Source organism: Enterococcus sp. DIV1206 (assembly GCF_051712485.1).
Lineage (GTDB): Bacteria > Bacillota > Bacilli > Lactobacillales > Enterococcaceae > Enterococcus > Enterococcus faecalis.
This window is the reverse complement of sequence record NZ_JBIOOZ010000001.1, coordinates 2,141,060-2,160,961: the sequence shown is the minus strand read 5'-3', so window position 1 is coordinate 2,160,961 and position 19,902 is coordinate 2,141,060. Positions and strand designations below refer to the sequence as shown.

Sequence of the window (19,902 nt, the reverse complement as noted above, 5' to 3'; positions counted from 1 at the left end):
TAACATGGAGTGGACACAGATTTTTATTCCCATAGTGGTGAGTTTTGCCATTACAGTGAGCGTAATGCCACTATTCATTGGCTATTTTCAAATGAAAAAACAAGGGCAGGTTACTCGTGAAGATGGCCCAACTTGGCATAGCGTGAAAACAGGTACCCCTACAATGGGTGGAGTCGTTTTCCTTGTAGCCAGCTTGATTACTTCGCTAGCAATGGGGTTATTTTTCCACCAATTTACGCCGTCTCTACTAATTATTCTATTTATTTTAGTGTTATACGGTTTGCTAGGTTATTTGGATGATTTCATTAAAGTCTTTAAAAAACGGAACATGGGCTTGAATTCTCGTCAAAAATTAATTGGTCAAATTTTTGGTGGGTTGGTTTTCTACTTTGTTTATCGAAGTGAAGGCTTTTCAGACACCTTAGATTTGTTTGGAGTAGCAGAAGTTCCGTTAGGTATTTTTTATGGCGTGTTTATTATTTTTTGGTTAGTCGGTTTTTCTAATGCCGTGAATTTGACAGATGGGATTGATGGCTTAGTTGCTGGTTTAGGAACAATTTCATTTGGTACTTATGCAATTATTGCCTGGAAACAACAACAATTTGATGTTGTGATTATCTGCCTAAGTGTGATTGGTGGGCTGATTGGCTTTTTCCCTTATAATAGAAAACCAGCAAAAATCTTCATGGGTGATGTTGGTTCATTAGCATTAGGTGGATTGTTAGCAGCAATTTCAATTATTTTGCATCAAGAATGGACGCTACTTTTAATTGGACTTGTCTACGTTTGTGAAACAGCAAGTGTTATTTTACAAGTTGCTTCATTTAAATTATTTGGTCGACGGATTTTTAAAATGTCACCAATTCATCACCATTTTGAAATGTGTGGTTGGTCTGAATGGAAAATTGATTTTGTCTTTTGGTCTGTCGGTTTAATCTGTTCAGGAATCACATTATGGATTCTTTTCTAATCTATCAAAGGGGAAATTGACAATGAAAAAAATAACAACCTATCAAAACAAAAAAGTGTTGGTTTTAGGACTAGCTAAAAGTGGTGTCAGCGCAGCGAAACTCTTACATGAGTTAGGTGCGCTCGTTACCGTTAATGACGCAAAACAATTTGATCAAAACCCTGACGCCCAAGATTTATTAACCTTGGGTATTCGTGTTGTTACAGGGGGGCATCCAATTGAATTGTTGGATGAAGAATTTGAACTAATCGTTAAAAATCCTGGTATTCCTTATACAAATCCACTTGTGGCAGAAGCACTAACTCGGAAAATTCCTATCATAACTGAGGTGGAATTAGCAGGTCAAATTGCCGAATGTCCAATTGTCGGCATTACGGGCACCAATGGTAAAACAACCACGACCACGATGATTGGTTTACTGCTAAACGCTGACAGAACGGCTGGTGAGGCGCGTTTGGCGGGAAATATTGGTTTTCCAGCGAGTACGGTGGCTCAAGAAGCAACGGCCAAGGATGATCTTGTGATGGAACTTTCTAGTTTTCAGTTAATGGGAATTGAGACGTTTCACCCACAAATTGCAGTAATTACAAATATTTTTGAAGCACACTTGGATTATCATGGTTCGCGGAAAGAATATGTTGCTGCAAAATGGGCCATTCAAAAAAACATGACCGCAGATGACACCTTGATTTTAAATTGGAATCAAGTAGAGCTTCAAACGTTAGCCAAAACCACAGCTGCCAACGTATTGCCTTTTTCAACGAAAGAAGCAGTAGAAGGGGCTTATCTTTTAGATGGGAAATTATATTTTAATGAAGAATATATTATGCCCGCCGATGAGCTAGGGATTCCTGGCAGTCACAATATTGAAAATGCACTCGCAGCGATTTGTGTAGCTAAATTAAAAAATGTATCGAATGTTCAGATTAGACAAACTTTGACAAACTTTTCGGGCGTTCCCCATCGAACGCAATTTGTTGGCGAAGTTCAGCAAAGACGTTTTTATAACGATTCAAAAGCAACCAATATTTTAGCTACAGAGATGGCGTTAAGTGGGTTTGACAACCAAAAGCTACTTTTACTTGCGGGTGGCTTGGATCGCGGTAACTCATTTGATGAATTGGTTCCTGCTCTGCTGGGACTCAAAGCAATTGTTTTATTTGGAGAAACCAAAGAAAAATTGGCGGAAGCTGCTAAAAAAGCGAACATTGAAACAATTTTATTTGCTGAAAATGTTCAAACGGCGGTTACCATTGCCTTTGATTATTCGGAAAAAGATGATACTATTTTACTATCACCTGCTTGCGCAAGTTGGGACCAATACCCGAATTTTGAAGTACGCGGGGAAGCCTTTATGCAAGCTGTTCAACAATTAAAAGAAAGTGAAATGTGAGAAAATGAAGATACTAGTAACTGGTGGTGGCACAGGTGGGCATATCTATCCTGCGTTATCCTTCGTCGAACACGTCAAAAAAGAAGCACCTGCAACAGAATTCTTGTATGTGGGAACAGAAAATGGTCTAGAAAGTCAAATTGTGCCAAAGGCGAAAATTCCATTTAAAACGATTAAAATTCAAGGATTTAAGCGTTCGCTGAGTCCTCAAAATTTTAAAACAATTTATTTATTTTTAACAAGCATTAATAAAGCAAAAAAAATTATTCGTGAATTTCAACCAGATGTGGTCATTGGTACAGGCGGTTATGTTTCTGGTGCAGTAGTTTATGCGGCCCACCAATTAAAAATACCGACAATTATTCATGAACAAAATAGTATCCCTGGAATGACAAATAAATTTTTAAGTCGTTATGTGGATAAAATTGCGATTTGTTTTCCAGATGTCGCTAGTTTTTTCCCGAAAGAAAAAACAATTTTAACAGGGAACCCGCGGGGACAAGAAGTCGTAACGGTGGAAAAGTCAGCTATTTTATCAGAGTTTGGCTTGGATCCAGCAAAGAAAACGGTGGTTTTATTTGGCGGAAGTCGTGGCGCCTTGAAAATCAATCAAGCGTTTGAACAGGCCTTTCCTTTGTTTGAAGAGAGAGAGTATCAAGTTTTATACGCTTCAGGAGAAAGATATTATCAGGAACTTCAAGAAAGTCTAAAGCTTTCTGAAAAGAAATTGACAAACATAAGTGTGCAACCGTATATTGATAAAATGGTTGAAGTGATGGCTAATACCGATTTAATGGTGGGACGTGCAGGAGCAACCTCAATTGCGGAGTTCACCGCATTAGGATTACCAGCAATTTTAATTCCGAGTCCTTACGTCACGAATGATCATCAAACGAAAAACGCGCAAAGCTTAGTAAAAGTTGGTGCTGTTGAAATGATTCCAGATGCAGAATTGACCGGCGCTCGTTTAGTTGCGGCAATTGATGATATTTTATTAAACAATGAAAAAAGACAACAGATGGCAACGGCGTCCAAAGGGGAAGGCATCCCAGATGCAAGTGATCGTTTGTATCAAGTTGTGAAAACGTTAGTCTGAGATAGGAGGTGTGGAAGATTAGTAACGAGAACGATATATTCAAAAAAAGAAAACCATTACCTCCAAAAAAATCGGAAGAGTCTCAACCTGAACTGACACCTTGGCAAAAACAAAACCAAGAATATTTGAAGAAGCAAGCGGAAGAAGCTGCTTCAAAAGGTGAAAACGAACAAGCAGAAGTCACCATCACTTTACAAGAACAAAGTCAAGAAGAGCCTCAACAACATCTTCCACAAGAAACAGTGGAAGAAGAGGAGCATTTTGCAGATCGTTTACCGAACGTTAAGAAAACACGGAACAAGCGCTTATATAGGCGTTTAGCCTTTATTTTAACTTGTTTAGGGACAGCCATTTTAGTGGCATTGTATTTTGTTTCGCCTCTTAGTCGATTGAGTGAAGTAACAGTTTCAGGCAACAAAAGTGTGGAGAGTCAAGCGATTATTCAGCAGTCAAAACTTGAAACGGGCAGTGGCTTATGGGAGCAGTATTCAAATAGAAATTATTTTTCTGCAAATATTCAGAAAAAGTTTCCAATTATAAAAAAGGCGAACATTAAGTTAAATGGTATTAATTCATTTAAAATTGATATTCAAGAGTATCAAATTGTCGCTCTTGCTGCGACTAAAGGCGGCTATCATCCGATTTTAGAGAATGGTAAAACTTTGGCGGAAACCACCAAAGCTGCTGAAAGTGGCAAACCAATTTTTGAGAATTTCAAAGAGGATAAATTAATCCCTGAATTAATGGCCTCTTACAACAAATTACCTCAAGAAATTAAACAAGGAATTTCAGAAATTAAATATGCACCATCCAAAACCAATAAAGACTTGATTAATGTCTATATGAATGATGGAAATCGAGTGATTGTTAATATTTCTGATTTAAGTGAAAAAATGGCTTATTATTCACAAGTAGCCGAGCAAATGGACAAACCTGGAATCGTTGATATGGAAGTCGGCATTTTTTCTTATCCGTATGAAAAAGAAAGTGAAGAAACGGGTAGTGAAGTTTCCGAAGATTCAGCGGTTGGAAATCAAGAAGTTGCGGACCCAAATGCAGGCGTAGCAACGGATGAAGCGAATAACGGTACGCCGACAAATGGAGAAAATCAAGAAGTGCAACAAGCAGAATAAGTTTTTTACAAAAATGTTTCAAAAATTAACGAACAAATTCGTATAATCTGCTTTCTAAAACCCCCATTTTTATGGTAAAATTGGAAGAAGTGAATAATACTAAAAAAGAGATAGTTAAACGGACGCCTTTGTCCGCTTAGATATTGGAATTAATAGGAGGAGGAATTCCGTTCATGGCAAAAACAGGAATGTATGTAGGCCTCGATATTGGTACAACTTCTGTCAAAGTAGTTGTCGCTGAATATATTGAAGGTCAAATGAACATCATCGGCGTTGGAAATGCAAAATCAGACGGTTTGAATCGAGGGATTGTCGTCGATATTGATCAAACAGTTCAAGCAATCCAACGGGCCGTTCGACAAGCCGAAGAAAAAGCCGGCATTCAAATTAAAAGCGTAAATGTTGGATTACCAGCGAATTTATTAGAAGTAGAAAGCTGTCAAGGAATGATAGCTGTTAGCAGTGAATCAAAAGAAATTACAGATGAGGATGTGCGCAACGTCGCATCTGCAGCTTTGGTTCGTTCAACTCCTCCTGAACGTCAAATTGTTGCAATCTTACCGCAAGACTTTACCGTCGACGGCTTTGAAGGCATCAAAGACCCACGTGGAATGCTTGGCGTTCGCATGGAGATGTTTGGCGTTGTCTATACTGGACCAAAAACAATCATCCATAACATCCGTAAATGTGTTGAAAAAGCTGGCTTAGGAATTAACGAATTAGTGATTACACCGCTTGCTTTAACGGAAACAATTTTAACAGATGGCGAAAAAGACTTTGGAACAATTGTCATTGATATGGGTGGCGGTCAAACAACGACATCTGTTATCCACGACAAACAATTGAAATTTACTCATGTTAACCAAGAAGGCGGCGAGTTCATCACGAAAGATATCTCAATCGTATTGAATACTTCTTTTAACAACGCCGAAGCCTTAAAAATTAATTATGGGGATGCTTATCCAGAAAGAACTTCAGCAAACGAAGAGTTTCCTGTTGATGTTATCGGTAAGTCAGAGCCTGTAAGAGTGGACGAACGTTACCTTTCAGAAATTATTGAAGCGCGTGTGGAACAAATTTTGAGAAAATCAAAAGAAGTTCTGGATGAAATTGATGCGTTTGAATTACCTGGAGGCGTTGTATTAACTGGTGGCGCCGCTAGTATGCCAGGTATTGTCGATTTGGCGCAAGAGATTTTTGAAGCCAACGTAAAACTATACGTACCAAATCACATGGGCTTACGTAACCCAGTCTTTGCTAATGTCATTAGCATTGTGGAATATTCAGCGCAACTAAACGATATTTATCACATTGCCAAATATGCAATCCCTGGTGAAAAATCGAAACCAGCACAATCAGTCGCTGTCCAACAAGAAGTTCGCTATGACACATATGCTGAACAGCCTCAAGAAGAATACGAAGAATTCAACGAACGTGAGTCTGGTGAAAAAGTGACAGGCAAAATCAAAGACTTCTTCTCGAACATTTTCGACTAATCACATAAACAGGAGGATACGATATCATGGAATTTTCATTAGACAATAACATTAACAACGGTGCAGTCATTAAAGTTATCGGTGTAGGTGGCGGCGGCGGAAACGCTGTAAACCGTATGATCGAAGAAAACGTTAAAGGCGTGGAATTTATCACAGCCAATACAGACGTTCAAGCATTAAAACATTCAAAAGCAGAAACAGTGATTCAATTAGGCCCTAAATACACTCGTGGTTTAGGTGCTGGTTCACAACCTGAAGTTGGCCAAAAAGCTGCAGAAGAAAGTGAACAAGTGATTTCAGAATCATTACAAGGCGCGGATATGATTTTCATTACTGCTGGTATGGGTGGCGGAACTGGTACAGGTGCTGCCCCAGTAGTTGCAAAAATCGCTAAAGAATTAGGCGCTTTAACAGTTGGTGTAGTAACTCGTCCATTTAGTTTTGAAGGTCCAAAACGTGGTCGTTTTGCCGCTGAAGGAATTGCCTTATTAAAAGAAAACGTTGATACACTATTAATTATCTCAAACAACCGCTTATTAGAAGTCGTTGACAAGAAAACGCCAATGCTTGAAGCATTTAGAGAAGCTGATAATGTATTACGTCAAGGTGTTCAAGGGATTTCAGATTTAATCACTGCACCAGGTTACGTAAACTTGGACTTTGCTGACGTGAAAACAGTGATGGAAAACCAAGGAACAGCTTTAATGGGGATTGGTGTAGCGAGCGGCGAAGAACGCGTAATTGAAGCAACGAAAAAAGCTATTTCTTCACCATTGTTAGAAACATCAATCGATGGTGCGGAACAAGTCTTATTAAACATTACTGGTGGCTTAGATATGACCTTGTTTGAAGCGCAAGATGCTTCAGATATCGTTACAAATGCTGCTTCAGGTGATGTGAACATCATCCTAGGTACATCAATCAATGAAGATTTAGGCGACGAAATTCGTGTAACAGTAATCGCTACAGGTATTGATGAATCAAAAAAGGATAGAAAACCGCACCGTCAAACAAGACAAGCGGTTCAACCAATGCAACAAACAACTCAATCTGTGGAAATGGATCAACCAAAATCACAAGAAGAAGCAAGTGCTTTTGGCGATTGGGATATTCGCAGAGAACAAAATACACGTCCAAAAGTTGATGAATCTTCATTAGAACAAGTAGACAAAAAAGAATTTGACACATTCCACCGTGAAGAACCAAATCACAATGATGACGAATTAAGTACGCCACCATTTTTCCGCAGAAAACGATAAGGAGCATCGATTAGAAATGATAGCTGAAAACTTAACAAATATTAATAATCAACTTCAGCTAGCATGCAAAAGCTCACAGCGCTCTGTTGCTGATGTGACAATGATTGGCGTCACTAAATCAGTAGGAATTGAGGAAGCAGCAGAGCTTGTTCAGCTTGGTGTCCAGAATTTAGCTGAAAACCGAGTAGATAAGTTACTAGAAAAGAAAGCTGGATTGGAAAAATTTAATGATATTCAGTGGCATTTAATTGGTAATTTACAACGTAGGAAGGTAAAATTAATTATTAATGAGATAGATTATTTTCATGCATTAGATAGTCTGAGTCTAGCCAAAGAAATTCAAAAAAGAGCAACGAAAGTTATTCGTTGTTTTGTTGAAGTGAATATAACTGGGGAAGAAAGCAAGCACGGCTTTCGTAAAGAAGACGTCTTACCTTTCATTCAAGAACTTGCTGATTTGGACAAAATTCAAATCGTCGGTCTAATGACTATGGCACCTTTTGGGGCAAGTGAAGAAGTATTACATGCAACATTTAGAGAATTAAAAGAGCTGCAAATGACCGTAAATGAGAAACATTTATCTTTTGCTCCTTGTACAGAACTTAGCATGGGAATGAGTAACGATTTCCCAATCGCAGTTGAAGAAGGTGCAACTTTTATACGAATCGGAACAGCGTTATTCAGAGATGCGTAAAGGAGAGGAATTTATGTCAATTTTTAACAAGGATGCGTTATCGAGCTTTTTTGGCTTATCTGGCGAAGAAGATGATTATTATGATAACTACGAAGAATATGAAGAGCGCAAAGCAGTTAATGAACCACCGCGTCGTGCAGCTCGGCCTAAACCACAACGCCCTGTTCAACAACAGGAAAGTTACAGTCAGCCAGCTTATACACAACAAAGTGAGCCTGTAGTTGAAAAACCTTCTGCACGCTATCGTTCTGCTGAAGCGCATCAAGAAAGAGACACACAACAAGCTGCTTACACAGAGAAAAAAGTGGTTTCTATGCGTAGTTCTAATCAATCAGCGACTACGAACACAAGACGAGCACAAGAAAGCACCGCCAATGCAAAAACACATAAAATTACTATTATTGAACCACGTGTGTATTCAGAAGCAATGAGCATTGCGAAACATTTATTTGCTGAAGAAGCTGTGCTAGTTAATTTTACATTAGTAGAAGAAGACCAAGCACGACGCATCGTTGATTTCTTAACTGGTACTGTGTATGCTTTAGACGGAGATATTCAGCGCGTTGGCAATGAAATCTTCTTATGCACACCAGCGAATATGGAAATTGATAGTGCGACAGCACAATCTTTAGCCAACAAACAATTCTTTGATTTCTAAGCCTTAGGGAGGTGTTATTATCGCAACACTGATTACTCTATTATACAAAGGCGTTCAAATCTATTCAGGATTACTAGTGATTTACGCGCTACTTTCATGGTTTCCAGGAGCATATGATTCTGCTTTCGGGCGTTTGCTCTCTAGAATTTGTGAACCATACTTAAGTTTGTTTGACCGTTTGAATTTAAGGATTGGAATGGTTGGATTTAACGTAATGGTAGGGATTATTGTCCTTAACCTAGCAGCGGGTGGCTTAGCAGTCATTTTACGAGCTATTGTTTATTAATAACTTTTAGAAAGGATGATTTATCTATGAACGCAAATGTGTATCAACATTTCCGCAAAGATGAACATCCTTTTATTGACACTGTCGGGGATTGGCTAGAGCAAGTGGAGATGCAATACGCGCCTTATTTGACAGACTTTCTTGATCCTAGACAGGCGTATATTTTGGAAACGTTGATTCGACAAAACAGTGATTTATCGTTTACTTTTTATGGTGGTTATGAGCAAGCAGAACGAAAACGCTGCTTGATTTATCCAGCGTATTACATACCAGAAGAGACAGATTTTGGTGTTGTATTATTTGAAATTATTTATCCATCTAAATTTGCGACATTATCTCATGGGAAAATTTTAGGCACCTTGATGAATGTTGGGGTTCGTAGGGAAGCCTTTGGAGATATTATTTCCGATGGTGATAAGTGGCAGGTTTTTATAGCACAAGAAGTAGCTGGCTTCGTTGTTAACCAAGTCGACAAAATTGGTAAAATTACTGTTCGCTTAGAAGAACGGGATTATACACAAATTTTGATACCGAAGGATGGTTGGCAAGAAGAGCGAACGACTATGAGCTCTTTGCGGCTGGATAGTGTGATTTCCGCCGTATTTAATATTTCAAGGCAACGATCAAAACAATTGATCGAATCTGGTAAAGTAAAAGTCAATTGGACAGAAACGACACGACCAGATTTTGCTTTAGACTTATTAGATATTGTTTCGATACGAGGATTTGGGCGCCTTCAGATTCAAGAATTAGAAGGAAAAACAAAGAAAGAAAAATTTCGTGTCCTCTTAGGGGTATTGAGAAAATAATCTCGAACTTTTGTTTAAGAAAACCATTTTGGCTGTTCATTCAGACGAAGTTGTGTATAATAAAAAAAGTAAGATATTTGCTATTTCAGGATTAGTATGAGAATGTGTTCATAAGGGGTTTTACAAAAATAATCCAAAGAGGTGAAGGAATATGGCATTAACTCCATTAGATATTCAAAACAAAGACTTCTCAACAAAAATGAGAGGCTATAACCAAGACGATGTAGATGACTTTTTAGATCAAGTCACACGTGATTATGAAGATGCATTACAAAAAAATCGTGAACTTGAGAAATCATTAAAACACGCAGAAGAAAAATTACAATACTTCAATGAATTGAAAGATGCATTGAACCAATCAATTATTGTTGCACAAGATACCGCTGATAAAGTGAAATCAAGTGCCAATAAAGAATCAGAAATGATTATCACTTCGGCAGATAACCAAGCCAAAGAAACCTTGGTAGAAGCTGAACGTAAATCAAATGCAATGATTGCAGATGCTGAAGCGAAATCAACACAAATCTTAGCAGAAGCAATTGAACGTGCCCGTCAATTAGCTGGGGAAACAGAAGACTTGAAGAAGAAAACACGTGTCTTCCATCAACGCTTAAGCTTAATGCTTGAAACTCAATTAGAGCAAGTGAAGAGTGAAGAGTGGGAAGAGATTTTAAAGCCTTTTTCTAGTTATGTCGGAGACAAACATACAGCAGTTAAGGAAATTCTTGATGAACAAGACCTTGACAACGAAAATGAAACTGTTGTAAACTCTGAAGAGAACACAGATGCTGTAGTAGAAAAAAAGCCTGTAATTGAAGTCACTGAAGAAACAATTGAAGAAGAATCAAAATAGATAGAACAGAACGTTTAATGTTTATTCTTAGCAGCGAGTCAATGATAGTGAAAGTTTGACAGACACTGGCATTAAACAGATCCTCTATCCTAGATGCAGTTCTGAACACTTGAGTAGGAACTGCCGGATAATTACCGTTATCAATTTCAGAGAAAGTAGGGGCAACTCTACTTTGAATTTGGGTGGTAACACGAGTACTTCGTCCCTTGGGATGGAGTACTCTTTTTTTATCTACTTTTATCAGCTATCGTTCATCTTTAGTATGAACTAACACAATTAAATCGATAAAATGAAAGCGAGGCAAATGCATATGAAAATGAAAGAAACATTGCAATTAGGAAAAACAGCTTTTCCAATGCGTGGGAACTTGCCAAACCGTGAAGCAGAATGGCAAAAAGACTGGGAAGAAAAAGGCTTATATGAACAACGTCAAAAATTAAACGAAGGAAAACCAACCTTTGTTTTACATGATGGCCCTCCGTATGCAAACGGAAATATTCATTTAGGACATTCTTTGAATAAAATAAGTAAAGATATTATTATTCGTTCAAAATCAATGTCTGGTTTCCGTTCTCCTTATGTGCCTGGTTGGGATACCCATGGTTTACCAATTGAGCAAGTGTTAACCAATAAAGGGGTTAAACGTAAAGAAATGACTGTCGCTGAGTATCGCGAAAAATGTAAAGAGTATGCCTTATCACAAGTCGATAAACAACGTAACGATTTTAAACGTTTAGGTGTGTCAGGCGATTGGGAACATCCATACATTACGTTAGATCCAGAGTATGAAGCAGCAGAAATTCGTGTTTTTGGTAAGATGGCAGAAAAAGGCTATATTTATAAAGGCTTAAAACCAATTTATTGGTCTCCTTCAAGTGAATCTTCTTTAGCAGAAGCAGAAATTGAATACAAAGATGTAAAATCACCTTCTATTTACGTAGCTTTTAATGTGGTCGATGGTAAAGGTCTTTTAGATAACGAGACAGCCTTCGTCATCTGGACGACAACCCCTTGGACATTACCAGCCAACTTAGGTATTTCAGTTAATCCTGATTTTACGTATGTTGAAGTGAAGGCAGACGGTCGTAAATTTGTAATTGCTAAAGATTTATTAGCAACAGTTAAAGAAGCGATTGGTTGGGAAGAAGTAGAAGTCTTGCGAGAATTTTCTGGTGAAAAATTAGATCGTATGACAGCTCAACATCCATTCTATGATCGAACATCACTTGTTATGCTAGGCGACCACGTGACGCTAGATGCCGGGACTGGCTTAGTTCATACCGCACCAGGACATGGTGAAGATGACTATATCGTTAGCCGTAAATATGATTTACCTGTTATTTCTCCTGTTGACAGCCGTGGGGTCTTTACAGATGAAGCACCTGGTTTTGAAGGAATTTTCTATGACAAAGCGAATCCAATGATTACTGAGTTATTAGAAGAAAAAGGCGCATTATTAAAATTAGATTTCTTTACGCATAGTTATCCACATGACTGGCGTACCAAAAAACCAGTTATCTACCGTGCAACGCCACAATGGTTTGCTTCAATCTCTAAATTCCGTCAAGATATTTTAGATGAAGTTGAGAAAGTTGACTGGCTAATTCCTTGGGGAAAAACACGTTTGTATAATATGATTCGTGACCGTGGTGATTGGGTAATCTCTCGTCAAAGAGCGTGGGGTGTACCATTACCGATTTTCTATGCTGAAAACGGGGAAGCCATCATTACGCCAGAAACAATTGAACATGTAGCGAATTTATTTGCAGAACATGGATCAAATATCTGGTTTATGCGTGAAGCAAAAGAGTTACTACCAGCAGGCTTTACACATCCAGGTTCACCAAATGGCGAGTTTACCAAAGAAACAGATATCATGGACGTTTGGTTTGACTCAGGTTCTTCACATGAAGGAGTTTTACGAGAAAGAGAAGAGTTAACTTTCCCAGCAGATATGTATTTAGAAGGTTCTGACCAATATCGTGGTTGGTTTAACTCAAGTATTACAACAAGTGTTGCTATCAATGGGGTAGCGCCTTATAAATCAATCATTTCTCAAGGGATGGTTCTCGATGGCGAAGGCCGTAAGATGAGTAAATCGTTAGGCAATACTATCTTACCTGAAAAAGTTATCAATCAAATGGGGGCAGATATCTTACGCTTGTGGGTAAGTAGTGTTGACGCGGAAGCCGATGTGCGTGTCTCAATGGATATCTTAAACCAAGTATCTGAAGTGTACCGGAAAATCCGTAATACTATGCGTTTCTTGTTAGCGAATACGAGTGATTTTAATCCAGCTGAGCATACTGTAGCTTATGCTGATTTACGTTCTGTAGATAAATACATGACGGTTCGTTTAAATCAAGTCATTCAAGAAATCCGTGAAAATGGTTATGAAAAATATAATTTCATGTATATTTATCGGACAGTTATGAACTTCTTAACTGTAGATTTATCTTCTTTCTATTTAGACTTTGCGAAAGATGTCGTTTATATTGAAGCTGAAAACGATTATCAACGTCGTTGTATGCAGACTGTTTTCTATCAAACATTGGTTTCATTAACAAAATTATTGACACCAATTATTCCACATACAGCGGAAGAAATTTGGAGTTTCTTACAAGAAGAAGAAGAGTATGTGCAATTAGCTGAATTCCCAGGTTACGAAACGTTTACTAATGAAGAAGAATTGATGGATACATGGGCAGCCTTTATGGATTTCCGGGACAATGTCTTAAAAGCGTTGGAAGAAGCTCGTCATTCTAAATTAATCGGTAAATCGTTAGAAGCTAAAGTGACCGTTTATCCAAATGAACAAATTCGTCAATTAATGACAGCTGTTGATGCAGATATTGCTCAATTACTAATTGTTTCCGACTTTGAAGTATCAAAAGAAGTAGCACCTAGTGAAGCTGTTCAATTTGAAGACATGGCTATTTTAGTTGAAAAAGCAGAAGGCGAAACGTGTGACCGTTGTCGTTCCGTTCGTCAAGATGTCGGCTCAGATGAAAAATTACCAACACTTTGTGGCCGTTGTGCACACATTGTTGAAGAAAATTATCCAGAAGCGGTTGCTGAAGGATTCGAATAAACAAGAAAAAAGATCCGCTAGTCGTTAACTAGCGGATCTTTTTTGGCTTATTTATTGATCAAGTTGACCGCGGTCACGGTACCAGTTATCTGGTTGCCATTCCCAAGTAAAGCCATCTTTTTCTAATAAGTCGAAGGCAGCTTGCGGGCCCATTGTGCCAGCGGCATAATTAGGGAAAGAAACGTCTGTTTTATCCCAAGCATGTCGAATAATGTCAACAATGCGCCAAGATTGGGCAACTTCGTCCCAATGAGAGAAGTTTGTACTATCGCCATTTAGGCAGTCTAATAGAAGTTTTTCGTATGCTTCTGGACTATTTTCAGTCATTTCAGCACTTTGACGGAAATCAAGTTTCACTGGAGTTGTATTGAACCCTTGACCGATTTCTTTTCCATTTAAGGTTAATGAAAATCCTTCAGTTGGTTGGATATAGATAGTTAAAACATTCGGTGGTAAATCGGTTTTATCGCATTCTTCACACGTATCATCTTTGAAGACATTAATAGGTACTTGTTTAAAGACGATGTTAATGCGTGTGCCTTTTTCAGTTAATCGTTTACCTGTGCGAACATAGAAAGGGACGCCAGACCAACGGAAATTATCAATTAAAAATTTACCAGCAACAAAAGTTTCAGTGGATGAAGTTTCTGCCACATTCGGTTCATCACGATAGGCTGCAAATGTTTGATCAGCTAGCTGACCTTCGCCGTATTGGCCACGCACGAAATTTTGAAGGGCTTCTTCTTCAGAATAAAGGCGGATGGCACGTAAAGCTTTTACTTTTTCAGTCCGAATTTCTTTTTCAGAAAAGGCAACAGGAGGCTCCATCGAAAGCAATGCAACGACTTGTAAAATATGATTTTGAACCATATCTTTTAGTGCGCCACTGTGGTCGTAATAGCCGCCACGATCCTCGACACCTAAGCTTTCAGCGAAGGTGATTTGGACATTATCAATGTAACGATTGTTCCATTGTGATTCAAAAATATTATTGGCAAAACGAATGGCTGAAATATTTTGGATCATTTCTTTGCCTAAGTAATGGTCAATTCGGAAAATATCTTGTTCAGGAAATGCAGCACGAATTTCTTCATTTAATTCGTAGGCAGATTCATAATCAGAACCAAATGGCTTTTCGATAATTAGACGATCAAAGCCTTCTTCCGAAATAATATGTTGTGATTTCAAGTGATTAACAATGGTTCCAAAGAATTGAGGAGCCATAGCTAAATAGTAAACATGATTGCCTTCTAAGTGGTATTGTTCATTTAGGCGATCAGATAATTCTTTTAAGGTATTATAATGTTCCGTATCATTCACATTATGTGATTGGTAATAGAAATGACTAGAAAATTCAATTGCCTCTTCGGCCGTAGGATTTAAGTCTTGAATGGTTTCACGAACGATTTCACGATAGTATTCGTCTGTCCATTCCCGACGTGCGGTACCAATCACCGCAAAACGCTCAGCTAATAATCCTTTTTTATATAAGCGGAACAGGGAAGGATACAATTTGCGTTTGGCAAGATCACCTGTCCCCCCGAAAATAGTAAATAATGCTACTTTTTCATTCATTAGTTTTCCTCACTTTCTCTAATCAACGGCTCAACAAAAATTGTGTTTGCTGCTTTAAAGCTGACGGATAATTCTTTGTTTTCATTATAAATGGTGATCGGTCCTTCATATGCAGCAATTTCTTTAATCGTATATTCTTCTTGAATATTTAAATCAATGGAAACTAAATAATCCAGTAATTCTTTTTCGTCTAAGACACGTGCAATCCGAATTTTTGTGCCAACAGGGTAGTCTGTTAACGTTTGTCGTTTCTCCTCATGAATGGGTTGATTATCTTCGGGAATAACACCACCGTGTGGACAAAATTCTGGATGATTTAAATAATCCGCTAAACGGTTCACAAGCGTCTGTGAAGTAACATGTTCTAAAACTTCTGCCTCTTCGTGCACATCATTCCAAGTGTAATTTAAGTGCTCTACTAAAAAGACTTCCCAGATTCGGTGTTTGCGAATTAACGTACTCGCTTTTTTTAAGCCTTTTTCAGTTAATTGTACCCCTTGATAAGGAGAATGCTCAACCAAATCTTCTTTTACTAACTTTGAAATCATCTCACTAACCGAAGCTGCCGAAACATCGAGTCCAGAAACAATTTGTTTATTATTCACTTTAACTTCGTCGCCACCTAATTCAAAAATTAATTTTAAATAGTCTTCGCGATTTGGTGTCATAGGGGCTCATCCTTTCAAAAAAACATCATCCTAAGTTTATCAGAAAAAGGCGCATTTGACTATTTAATAATATTCAAGTTGTAAGAAAACTTTCTGAATGCTTTTGCAAGGGATGTAAAAAAATAAATCACCCACCACACATACTTCATTTTATGTGTCATGGGTGATTTATTAATTGTAAATGGCCCGTTCTAGTGTGTAGGTTTCGTCGTCGGCTTCATCGTAAAGCGTCGCAGGGACACCATTTTCACATTGAATGATTAAATGGTAACCTAACTTGTCTAAGATAACTAAGCGTTTAGGGGTTAATTCAACAAGCAAGGCATGCGTTTGTTTGCCATCAATGAAAACATTGAAAGATGAGGTGATTTCTAAGGTGTGTTGCGTGGCTTTCTTCACGTCCACAAACCACCAATGCCCAGTATAGTTGTGTTGAAGCTCCTGTGGGGAAGGGAGCTGTTTATTTTTTTTCCAGAGGATAGAGCCTGCTAATCCAGTAAGTAAAGATGCACCAACCAAGAAAGTCCAATGTTTTTTCAAAGAAATTCCTCCTAACCTTCATTTTCATTTATTCGTCTTCGTTACCTTTATTATATAGAACTTGTCTAAAATATTCGACTAAATCGCTGAGAATTGACAAATATTTAATGATTGACACAAGATAGTAAAATTGTTGGTTTTGGTCTATACTTTTCCTTGTTTTTTTATGGTATAGTGTGTAAGAAAGGAAGTCTGTGTATGAAGTACCCGAATGTCCAACTTGCTTATTTTATCGAACGACCCAATCGGTTTATTGCACACTGTCGTTTAATGGAAACGAATGAAGAAGTAATCACACATGTCAAAAATACTGGCAGAGGGAAAGAAGTTTTTTTACCAGGTGCTGTTGTGGCGCTTAGTTATCAACCATCGCCTAAAAGAAAAACAGATTACGATTTGATTGCAGTAAAAAAAGGTTCTTTTTGGATTAATATTGATAGTCAAGTACCGAATACATTAGTCAATGAAGCGTTAAAAAATGGTCAAATTGTGCTTCCTGGTTTAGTTGGTACGATCCAAACTGTTAAACGTGAGCAACGATTTGCACATTCAAAATTTGATTTTCTAGTGGAAACGGATGCGGACGAACAAGCTTTTGTCGAAGTGAAAGGCATGACTTTAGAAAATAAAGGCGTCGGTGCTTTTCCTGACGCGCCAACACTTCGTGGCTTGAAGCATGTCACTGAACTAATGGCTGCAACTAAAGCGGGTTACCGCTGTTACATTTTGTTTGTGGTCCAATTTGAAGAAATTAAGCAAGCAACGATTCACCAAGAGATGCAACCTGCCTTTGCTGAAAATGTGGGTGCTGCAATTGATCAAGGTGTGCAAGTCCTTGCTTACAATTGCCACGTAACACCAGCAACGATTGAACTTAAGTCACAGGTAACCTTTGATTTATTACAGGCATTTGATGATCCTAATAAATAACTTGAAGAACTCCTAGCGCTTTAAGGCAGGGTAATTACGTGACTTTTGTACGAGAGATTACTATTATAAAGAGAGTAAATAAACAAAAAATGGAGGTTTTTGATTATGATACATTTAGGCGTAATTGGTACCAATTGGATTAGTCATCAATTTGTTGCAGCAGCTTTAGAAACGGGTGCGTACGATTTAACGGCTGTTTATTCTCGGAAACTAGCAACGGCACAAGAATTTGGTTCTCGCTATGGGGATGTGGAATATGCAATTGATTTAGAGACGTTTTTTGGTATTGCACATATGGATACGGTTTATATTGCCTCACCAAATTCATTACATTTTGAACAAGCGAAACAAGCAATTTTAGCGAAAAAAAATGTAATTGTTGAAAAACCAGCTTTTTCAACGCCTGATGAGATGGCAGAAATTATTGAATTAGCGAATAAAAATCGTGTGTATTTCTTTGAAGCGGCCCGTAATATTCATGAGCAAAGTTTCCAAAAAATTGCTGAATTATTGCCATTAAAAAACCAAATTTTAGGTGCGAATTTTACGTATATGAAATATTCTTCTCGCTATGATCAAGTATTAGAAGGCAAAGAGCCAAATATTTTTTCTCCTCATTTTTCTGGGGGAGCCTTAGCAGATTTAGGCGTTTATTTAGTTTATGCAGCCTTGGGCTGGTTTGGCGTACCAAAGGAAAGCCATTATTTTGCTAGTAAAATTGCAACAGGTGTCGATGGCTTAGGAACAATTATTTTACGTTATGATCAGTTTGACGTGACGTTAAACACTGGGAAAATTAGTGATTCTTTTGCCCCATCCGAAATTTACTTTGAAAACGGGACCTTGATTTTAGATAGTGTCAATGCTATTTCTTCGGCTGAGTACCATGATCGCGCACATGAAGAACGTGATGTCTTAGATATTCAAGTAGCCGATAATCCAATGATTGAAGAAGCCCGTGATTTTGCAGCAGTTTTAAATAACCCAACAGATAAGTATTGGGGCACCAAGTATGAAGAATGGGTTGAGCTTGCTCGAAATGTCAATAAAGTAGTCACTGATTTACGTCATAGTGCCGGCATTATTTTTGATGCTGATAAATAAGAATTAAGCGATAGGAAAGGAACAATATGAGATTTTTAGAACAACTTCCAGAGGCTTGGCAAGAACAGTGGCAAGTTTCTGGCTTTAACGAACCATCAACAATTCAAGAAAAAAGTTTTACGCCCCTTCGCGAAGGAGAAAATGTTTTAGGAATTTCGCCGACAGGAACTGGAAAAACACTTGCTTACATGCTGCCTTTACTCTTAACTGTTGAAAAAGGACAGGGAAATCAATTGTTGATTATTGCTCCATCTCAAGAATTAGCTATGCAAATTGCTGAAGTTGCTCGGACTTGGGCTAAGCCACTTCAATTAACGGTTCAAACGTTAATCGGCGGGGCAAATGTTTCACGCCAGATTGACAAGTTAAAAAAACGTCCCGAAGTGTTAATCGGAACACCAGGTCGGATTTTAGAGTTAATGAAGAATAAAAAAGTCAAAGCTCAGTTGTTAAAAACAATTGTAATGGATGAAGTTGATCAACTTTTCCAAGAGGAAGAGCTAAGTTTAACCAAGCAAATTTTGACACACACACCAACCGAATACCAACTTGTTTTTTATTCAGCGACTGCTGATCGTGTCGTGAATCAAGCGCAATCTTTAAGCCAAAAATTACAGGTGATTGATGTGACGGAAGAAGATACTTCAGCAGGTCAAGTCGCCCACTACTTTATTCGGTTAGCACCAAGAAAAAAAGCTGATTACTTACGTCGTTTGGCCCATACAGAAGCATTCAGAAGCATGGTCTTTTTCAATCAAGTTGCTGATTTAGGTGCAGCAGAAGAAAAATTAGTTTATGAGAATGTGCCGGCTATTGGTCTGGCTTCAGATCAAAGTAAACAGTTGCGTAAATTGGCGATCGATCAATTTAAAGCAGAACGAGTGAAGTTGTTATTAACCACGGATATTGCGGCACGGGGCTTAGATTTCACAGGGGTCCCTTACGTCGTAAACGTAGATGTTCCTTTAACCGAAGAGAGCTATATTCATCGTTCTGGTCGCGTTGGCCGGATGGGTGCACAAGGGGCAGTGATTACGTTTATCAACGATGGCACCAAAAGGGATTATCAACGTTTGATGAAACAATTGGCCATTCCTTATCAGGAAATCTTTTTATATGATGGTGCACTTCATGAACAGCCAAAAGCCAAAGATGAACTAGAAAAAAAGAACGTAGTCAAAGATACGTATTCAGAAAAAAAGAGTACGAAAGAAAGAAAACCAGAAACAGTAAATTCTGTTGTCAAAGAACCACAAGAAACACGCAAAAAGAAGAAAAACAAAAAGAAAAACACGAAAAACAAAGGAGCTCGTAAAGCGAAGAAATAACGCTTTACGAGCTTCAAGC

At 38.2% G+C, this 19,902-nt stretch carries 18 protein-coding genes; 15 read left to right on the top strand and 3 right to left on the bottom strand.

What is annotated here, in order from left to right; all coding sequences use genetic code 11:
• The first annotated feature begins 4 nt into the window (after nt 1-4).
• The 12 genes from mraY (at nt 5) to ileS (ending at nt 13,738) form a co-directional block, all read left to right on the top strand.
• Nucleotides 5-970 carry a phospho-N-acetylmuramoyl-pentapeptide-transferase gene (gene mraY / locus IGK86_RS10495; protein ID WP_002355894.1) on the top strand — a complete coding sequence of 322 codons (966 nt, stop codon included), beginning with the start codon at nt 5-7 and terminating at the stop codon, nt 968-970.
• Nucleotides 971-992: 22 nt separating this feature from the next.
• Nucleotides 993-2,363: a UDP-N-acetylmuramoyl-L-alanine--D-glutamate ligase gene (gene murD, locus IGK86_RS10490; protein ID WP_016617628.1), complete on the top strand. Its 1,371-nt coding sequence runs from the start codon at nt 993-995 to the stop codon at nt 2,361-2,363.
• Nucleotides 2,364-2,367: 4 nt separating this feature from the next.
• Entirely contained in the window at nt 2,368-3,459 is a 1,092-nt protein-coding gene (murG, locus tag IGK86_RS10485) for an undecaprenyldiphospho-muramoylpentapeptide beta-N-acetylglucosaminyltransferase (RefSeq protein WP_002355896.1), read from the top strand.
• Between the two features lie 8 nt (nt 3,460-3,467).
• Nucleotides 3,468-4,592 carry a cell division protein FtsQ/DivIB gene (locus IGK86_RS10480; RefSeq protein WP_016617629.1) on the top strand — a complete coding sequence of 375 codons (1,125 nt, stop codon included), beginning with the start codon at nt 3,468-3,470 and terminating at the stop codon, nt 4,590-4,592.
• Between the two features lie 173 nt (nt 4,593-4,765).
• Nucleotides 4,766-6,088 (top strand): cell division protein FtsA, encoded by a 1,323-nt coding sequence (gene ftsA, locus IGK86_RS10475; RefSeq protein WP_002355898.1) that lies wholly within the window; start codon nt 4,766-4,768, stop codon nt 6,086-6,088.
• A 26-nt stretch (nt 6,089-6,114) separates the two neighbouring features.
• Nucleotides 6,115-7,347 carry a cell division protein FtsZ gene (gene ftsZ / locus IGK86_RS10470; RefSeq protein ID WP_002355899.1) on the top strand — a complete coding sequence of 411 codons (1,233 nt, stop codon included), beginning with the start codon at nt 6,115-6,117 and terminating at the stop codon, nt 7,345-7,347.
• Between the two features lie 16 nt (nt 7,348-7,363).
• Nucleotides 7,364-8,041: a YggS family pyridoxal phosphate-dependent enzyme gene (locus IGK86_RS10465; protein WP_002358890.1), complete on the top strand. Its 678-nt coding sequence runs from the start codon at nt 7,364-7,366 to the stop codon at nt 8,039-8,041.
• A gap of 13 nt (nt 8,042-8,054) precedes the next feature.
• Nucleotides 8,055-8,699: a cell division protein SepF gene (locus IGK86_RS10460; protein ID WP_002355901.1), complete on the top strand. Its 645-nt coding sequence runs from the start codon at nt 8,055-8,057 to the stop codon at nt 8,697-8,699.
• A 28-nt stretch (nt 8,700-8,727) separates the two neighbouring features.
• Complete coding sequence (locus IGK86_RS10455) at nt 8,728-8,985, top strand: YggT family protein (RefSeq protein WP_002355902.1); 258 nt, start codon at nt 8,728-8,730, stop codon at nt 8,983-8,985.
• A 26-nt stretch (nt 8,986-9,011) separates the two neighbouring features.
• Nucleotides 9,012-9,794: an RNA-binding protein gene (locus tag IGK86_RS10450; RefSeq protein ID WP_002355903.1), complete on the top strand. Its 783-nt coding sequence runs from the start codon at nt 9,012-9,014 to the stop codon at nt 9,792-9,794.
• A gap of 151 nt (nt 9,795-9,945) precedes the next feature.
• The gene (divIVA, locus tag IGK86_RS10445) at nt 9,946-10,647 is read left to right on the top strand and encodes a cell division protein DivIVA (protein WP_002355904.1); all 702 of its coding nucleotides are present in this window, start codon (nt 9,946-9,948) and stop codon (nt 10,645-10,647) included.
• A gap of 310 nt (nt 10,648-10,957) precedes the next feature.
• Nucleotides 10,958-13,738 (top strand): isoleucine--tRNA ligase, encoded by a 2,781-nt coding sequence (gene ileS, locus IGK86_RS10440; protein ID WP_438742421.1) that lies wholly within the window; start codon nt 10,958-10,960, stop codon nt 13,736-13,738.
• Nucleotides 13,739-13,789: 51 nt separating this feature from the next.
• On the opposite strand, the gene zwf is transcribed toward ileS, so the two are convergent.
• The 3 genes from zwf to IGK86_RS10425 form a co-directional block, all read right to left on the bottom strand.
• Nucleotides 13,790-15,313 (bottom strand): glucose-6-phosphate dehydrogenase, encoded by a 1,524-nt coding sequence (gene zwf / locus IGK86_RS10435; RefSeq protein ID WP_002366392.1) that lies wholly within the window; start codon nt 15,311-15,313, stop codon nt 13,790-13,792.
• Nucleotides 15,313-15,981 carry a metal-dependent transcriptional regulator gene (locus IGK86_RS10430; RefSeq protein ID WP_002358896.1) on the bottom strand — a complete coding sequence of 223 codons (669 nt, stop codon included), beginning with the start codon at nt 15,979-15,981 and terminating at the stop codon, nt 15,313-15,315. Before IGK86_RS10430 ends, zwf begins: the two co-directional genes overlap by 1 nt.
• Nucleotides 15,982-16,152: 171 nt before the next feature.
• Nucleotides 16,153-16,521, bottom strand: coding sequence for a DUF4828 domain-containing protein (locus IGK86_RS10425; protein WP_002355908.1), 369 nt, complete (start codon nt 16,519-16,521; stop codon nt 16,153-16,155).
• 198 nt (nt 16,522-16,719) lie between these two features.
• Between IGK86_RS10425 and sfsA the strand changes: the two genes are divergently transcribed.
• The 3 genes from sfsA (at nt 16,720) to IGK86_RS10410 (ending at nt 19,883) form a co-directional block, all read left to right on the top strand.
• Entirely contained in the window at nt 16,720-17,451 is a 732-nt protein-coding gene (gene sfsA, locus IGK86_RS10420) for a DNA/RNA nuclease SfsA (protein WP_016617630.1), read from the top strand.
• 105 nt (nt 17,452-17,556) lie between these two features.
• Nucleotides 17,557-18,555 (top strand): Gfo/Idh/MocA family protein, encoded by a 999-nt coding sequence (locus IGK86_RS10415; protein WP_002383416.1) that lies wholly within the window; start codon nt 17,557-17,559, stop codon nt 18,553-18,555.
• A gap of 26 nt (nt 18,556-18,581) precedes the next feature.
• Nucleotides 18,582-19,883, top strand: a complete 1,302-nt coding sequence (locus IGK86_RS10410; protein WP_010713801.1) for a DEAD/DEAH box helicase — start codon at nt 18,582-18,584, stop codon at nt 19,881-19,883.
• Nucleotides 19,884-19,902 lie beyond the last annotated feature (19 nt).

Bases quoted from the DNA above. Each gene is read 5' to 3' on its own strand.
- mraY (WP_002355894.1), top strand. From the start codon at position 5: ATGGAGTGGACACAGATTTTTATTCCCATAGTGGTGAGTTTTGCCATT.
- murD (WP_016617628.1), top strand. From the start codon at position 993: ATGAAAAAAATAACAACCTATCAAAACAAAAAAGTGTTGGTTTTAGGA.
- murG (WP_002355896.1), top strand. From the start codon at position 2,368: ATGAAGATACTAGTAACTGGTGGTGGCACAGGTGGGCATATCTATCCT.
- ftsA (WP_002355898.1), top strand. From the start codon at position 4,766: ATGGCAAAAACAGGAATGTATGTAGGCCTCGATATTGGTACAACTTCT.
- ftsZ (WP_002355899.1), top strand. From the start codon at position 6,115: ATGGAATTTTCATTAGACAATAACATTAACAACGGTGCAGTCATTAAA.
- IGK86_RS10465 (WP_002358890.1), top strand. From the start codon at position 7,364: ATGATAGCTGAAAACTTAACAAATATTAATAATCAACTTCAGCTAGCA.
- IGK86_RS10460 (WP_002355901.1), top strand. From the start codon at position 8,055: ATGTCAATTTTTAACAAGGATGCGTTATCGAGCTTTTTTGGCTTATCT.
- IGK86_RS10450 (WP_002355903.1), top strand. From the start codon at position 9,012: ATGAACGCAAATGTGTATCAACATTTCCGCAAAGATGAACATCCTTTT.
- divIVA (WP_002355904.1), top strand. From the start codon at position 9,946: ATGGCATTAACTCCATTAGATATTCAAAACAAAGACTTCTCAACAAAA.
- ileS (WP_438742421.1), top strand. From the start codon at position 10,958: ATGAAAATGAAAGAAACATTGCAATTAGGAAAAACAGCTTTTCCAATG.
- zwf (WP_002366392.1), bottom strand. From the start codon at position 15,313: ATGAATGAAAAAGTAGCATTATTTACTATTTTCGGGGGGACAGGTGAT.
- IGK86_RS10430 (WP_002358896.1), bottom strand. From the start codon at position 15,981: ATGACACCAAATCGCGAAGACTATTTAAAATTAATTTTTGAATTAGGT.
- sfsA (WP_016617630.1), top strand. From the start codon at position 16,720: ATGAAGTACCCGAATGTCCAACTTGCTTATTTTATCGAACGACCCAAT.
- IGK86_RS10415 (WP_002383416.1), top strand. From the start codon at position 17,557: ATGATACATTTAGGCGTAATTGGTACCAATTGGATTAGTCATCAATTT.
- IGK86_RS10410 (WP_010713801.1), top strand. From the start codon at position 18,582: ATGAGATTTTTAGAACAACTTCCAGAGGCTTGGCAAGAACAGTGGCAA.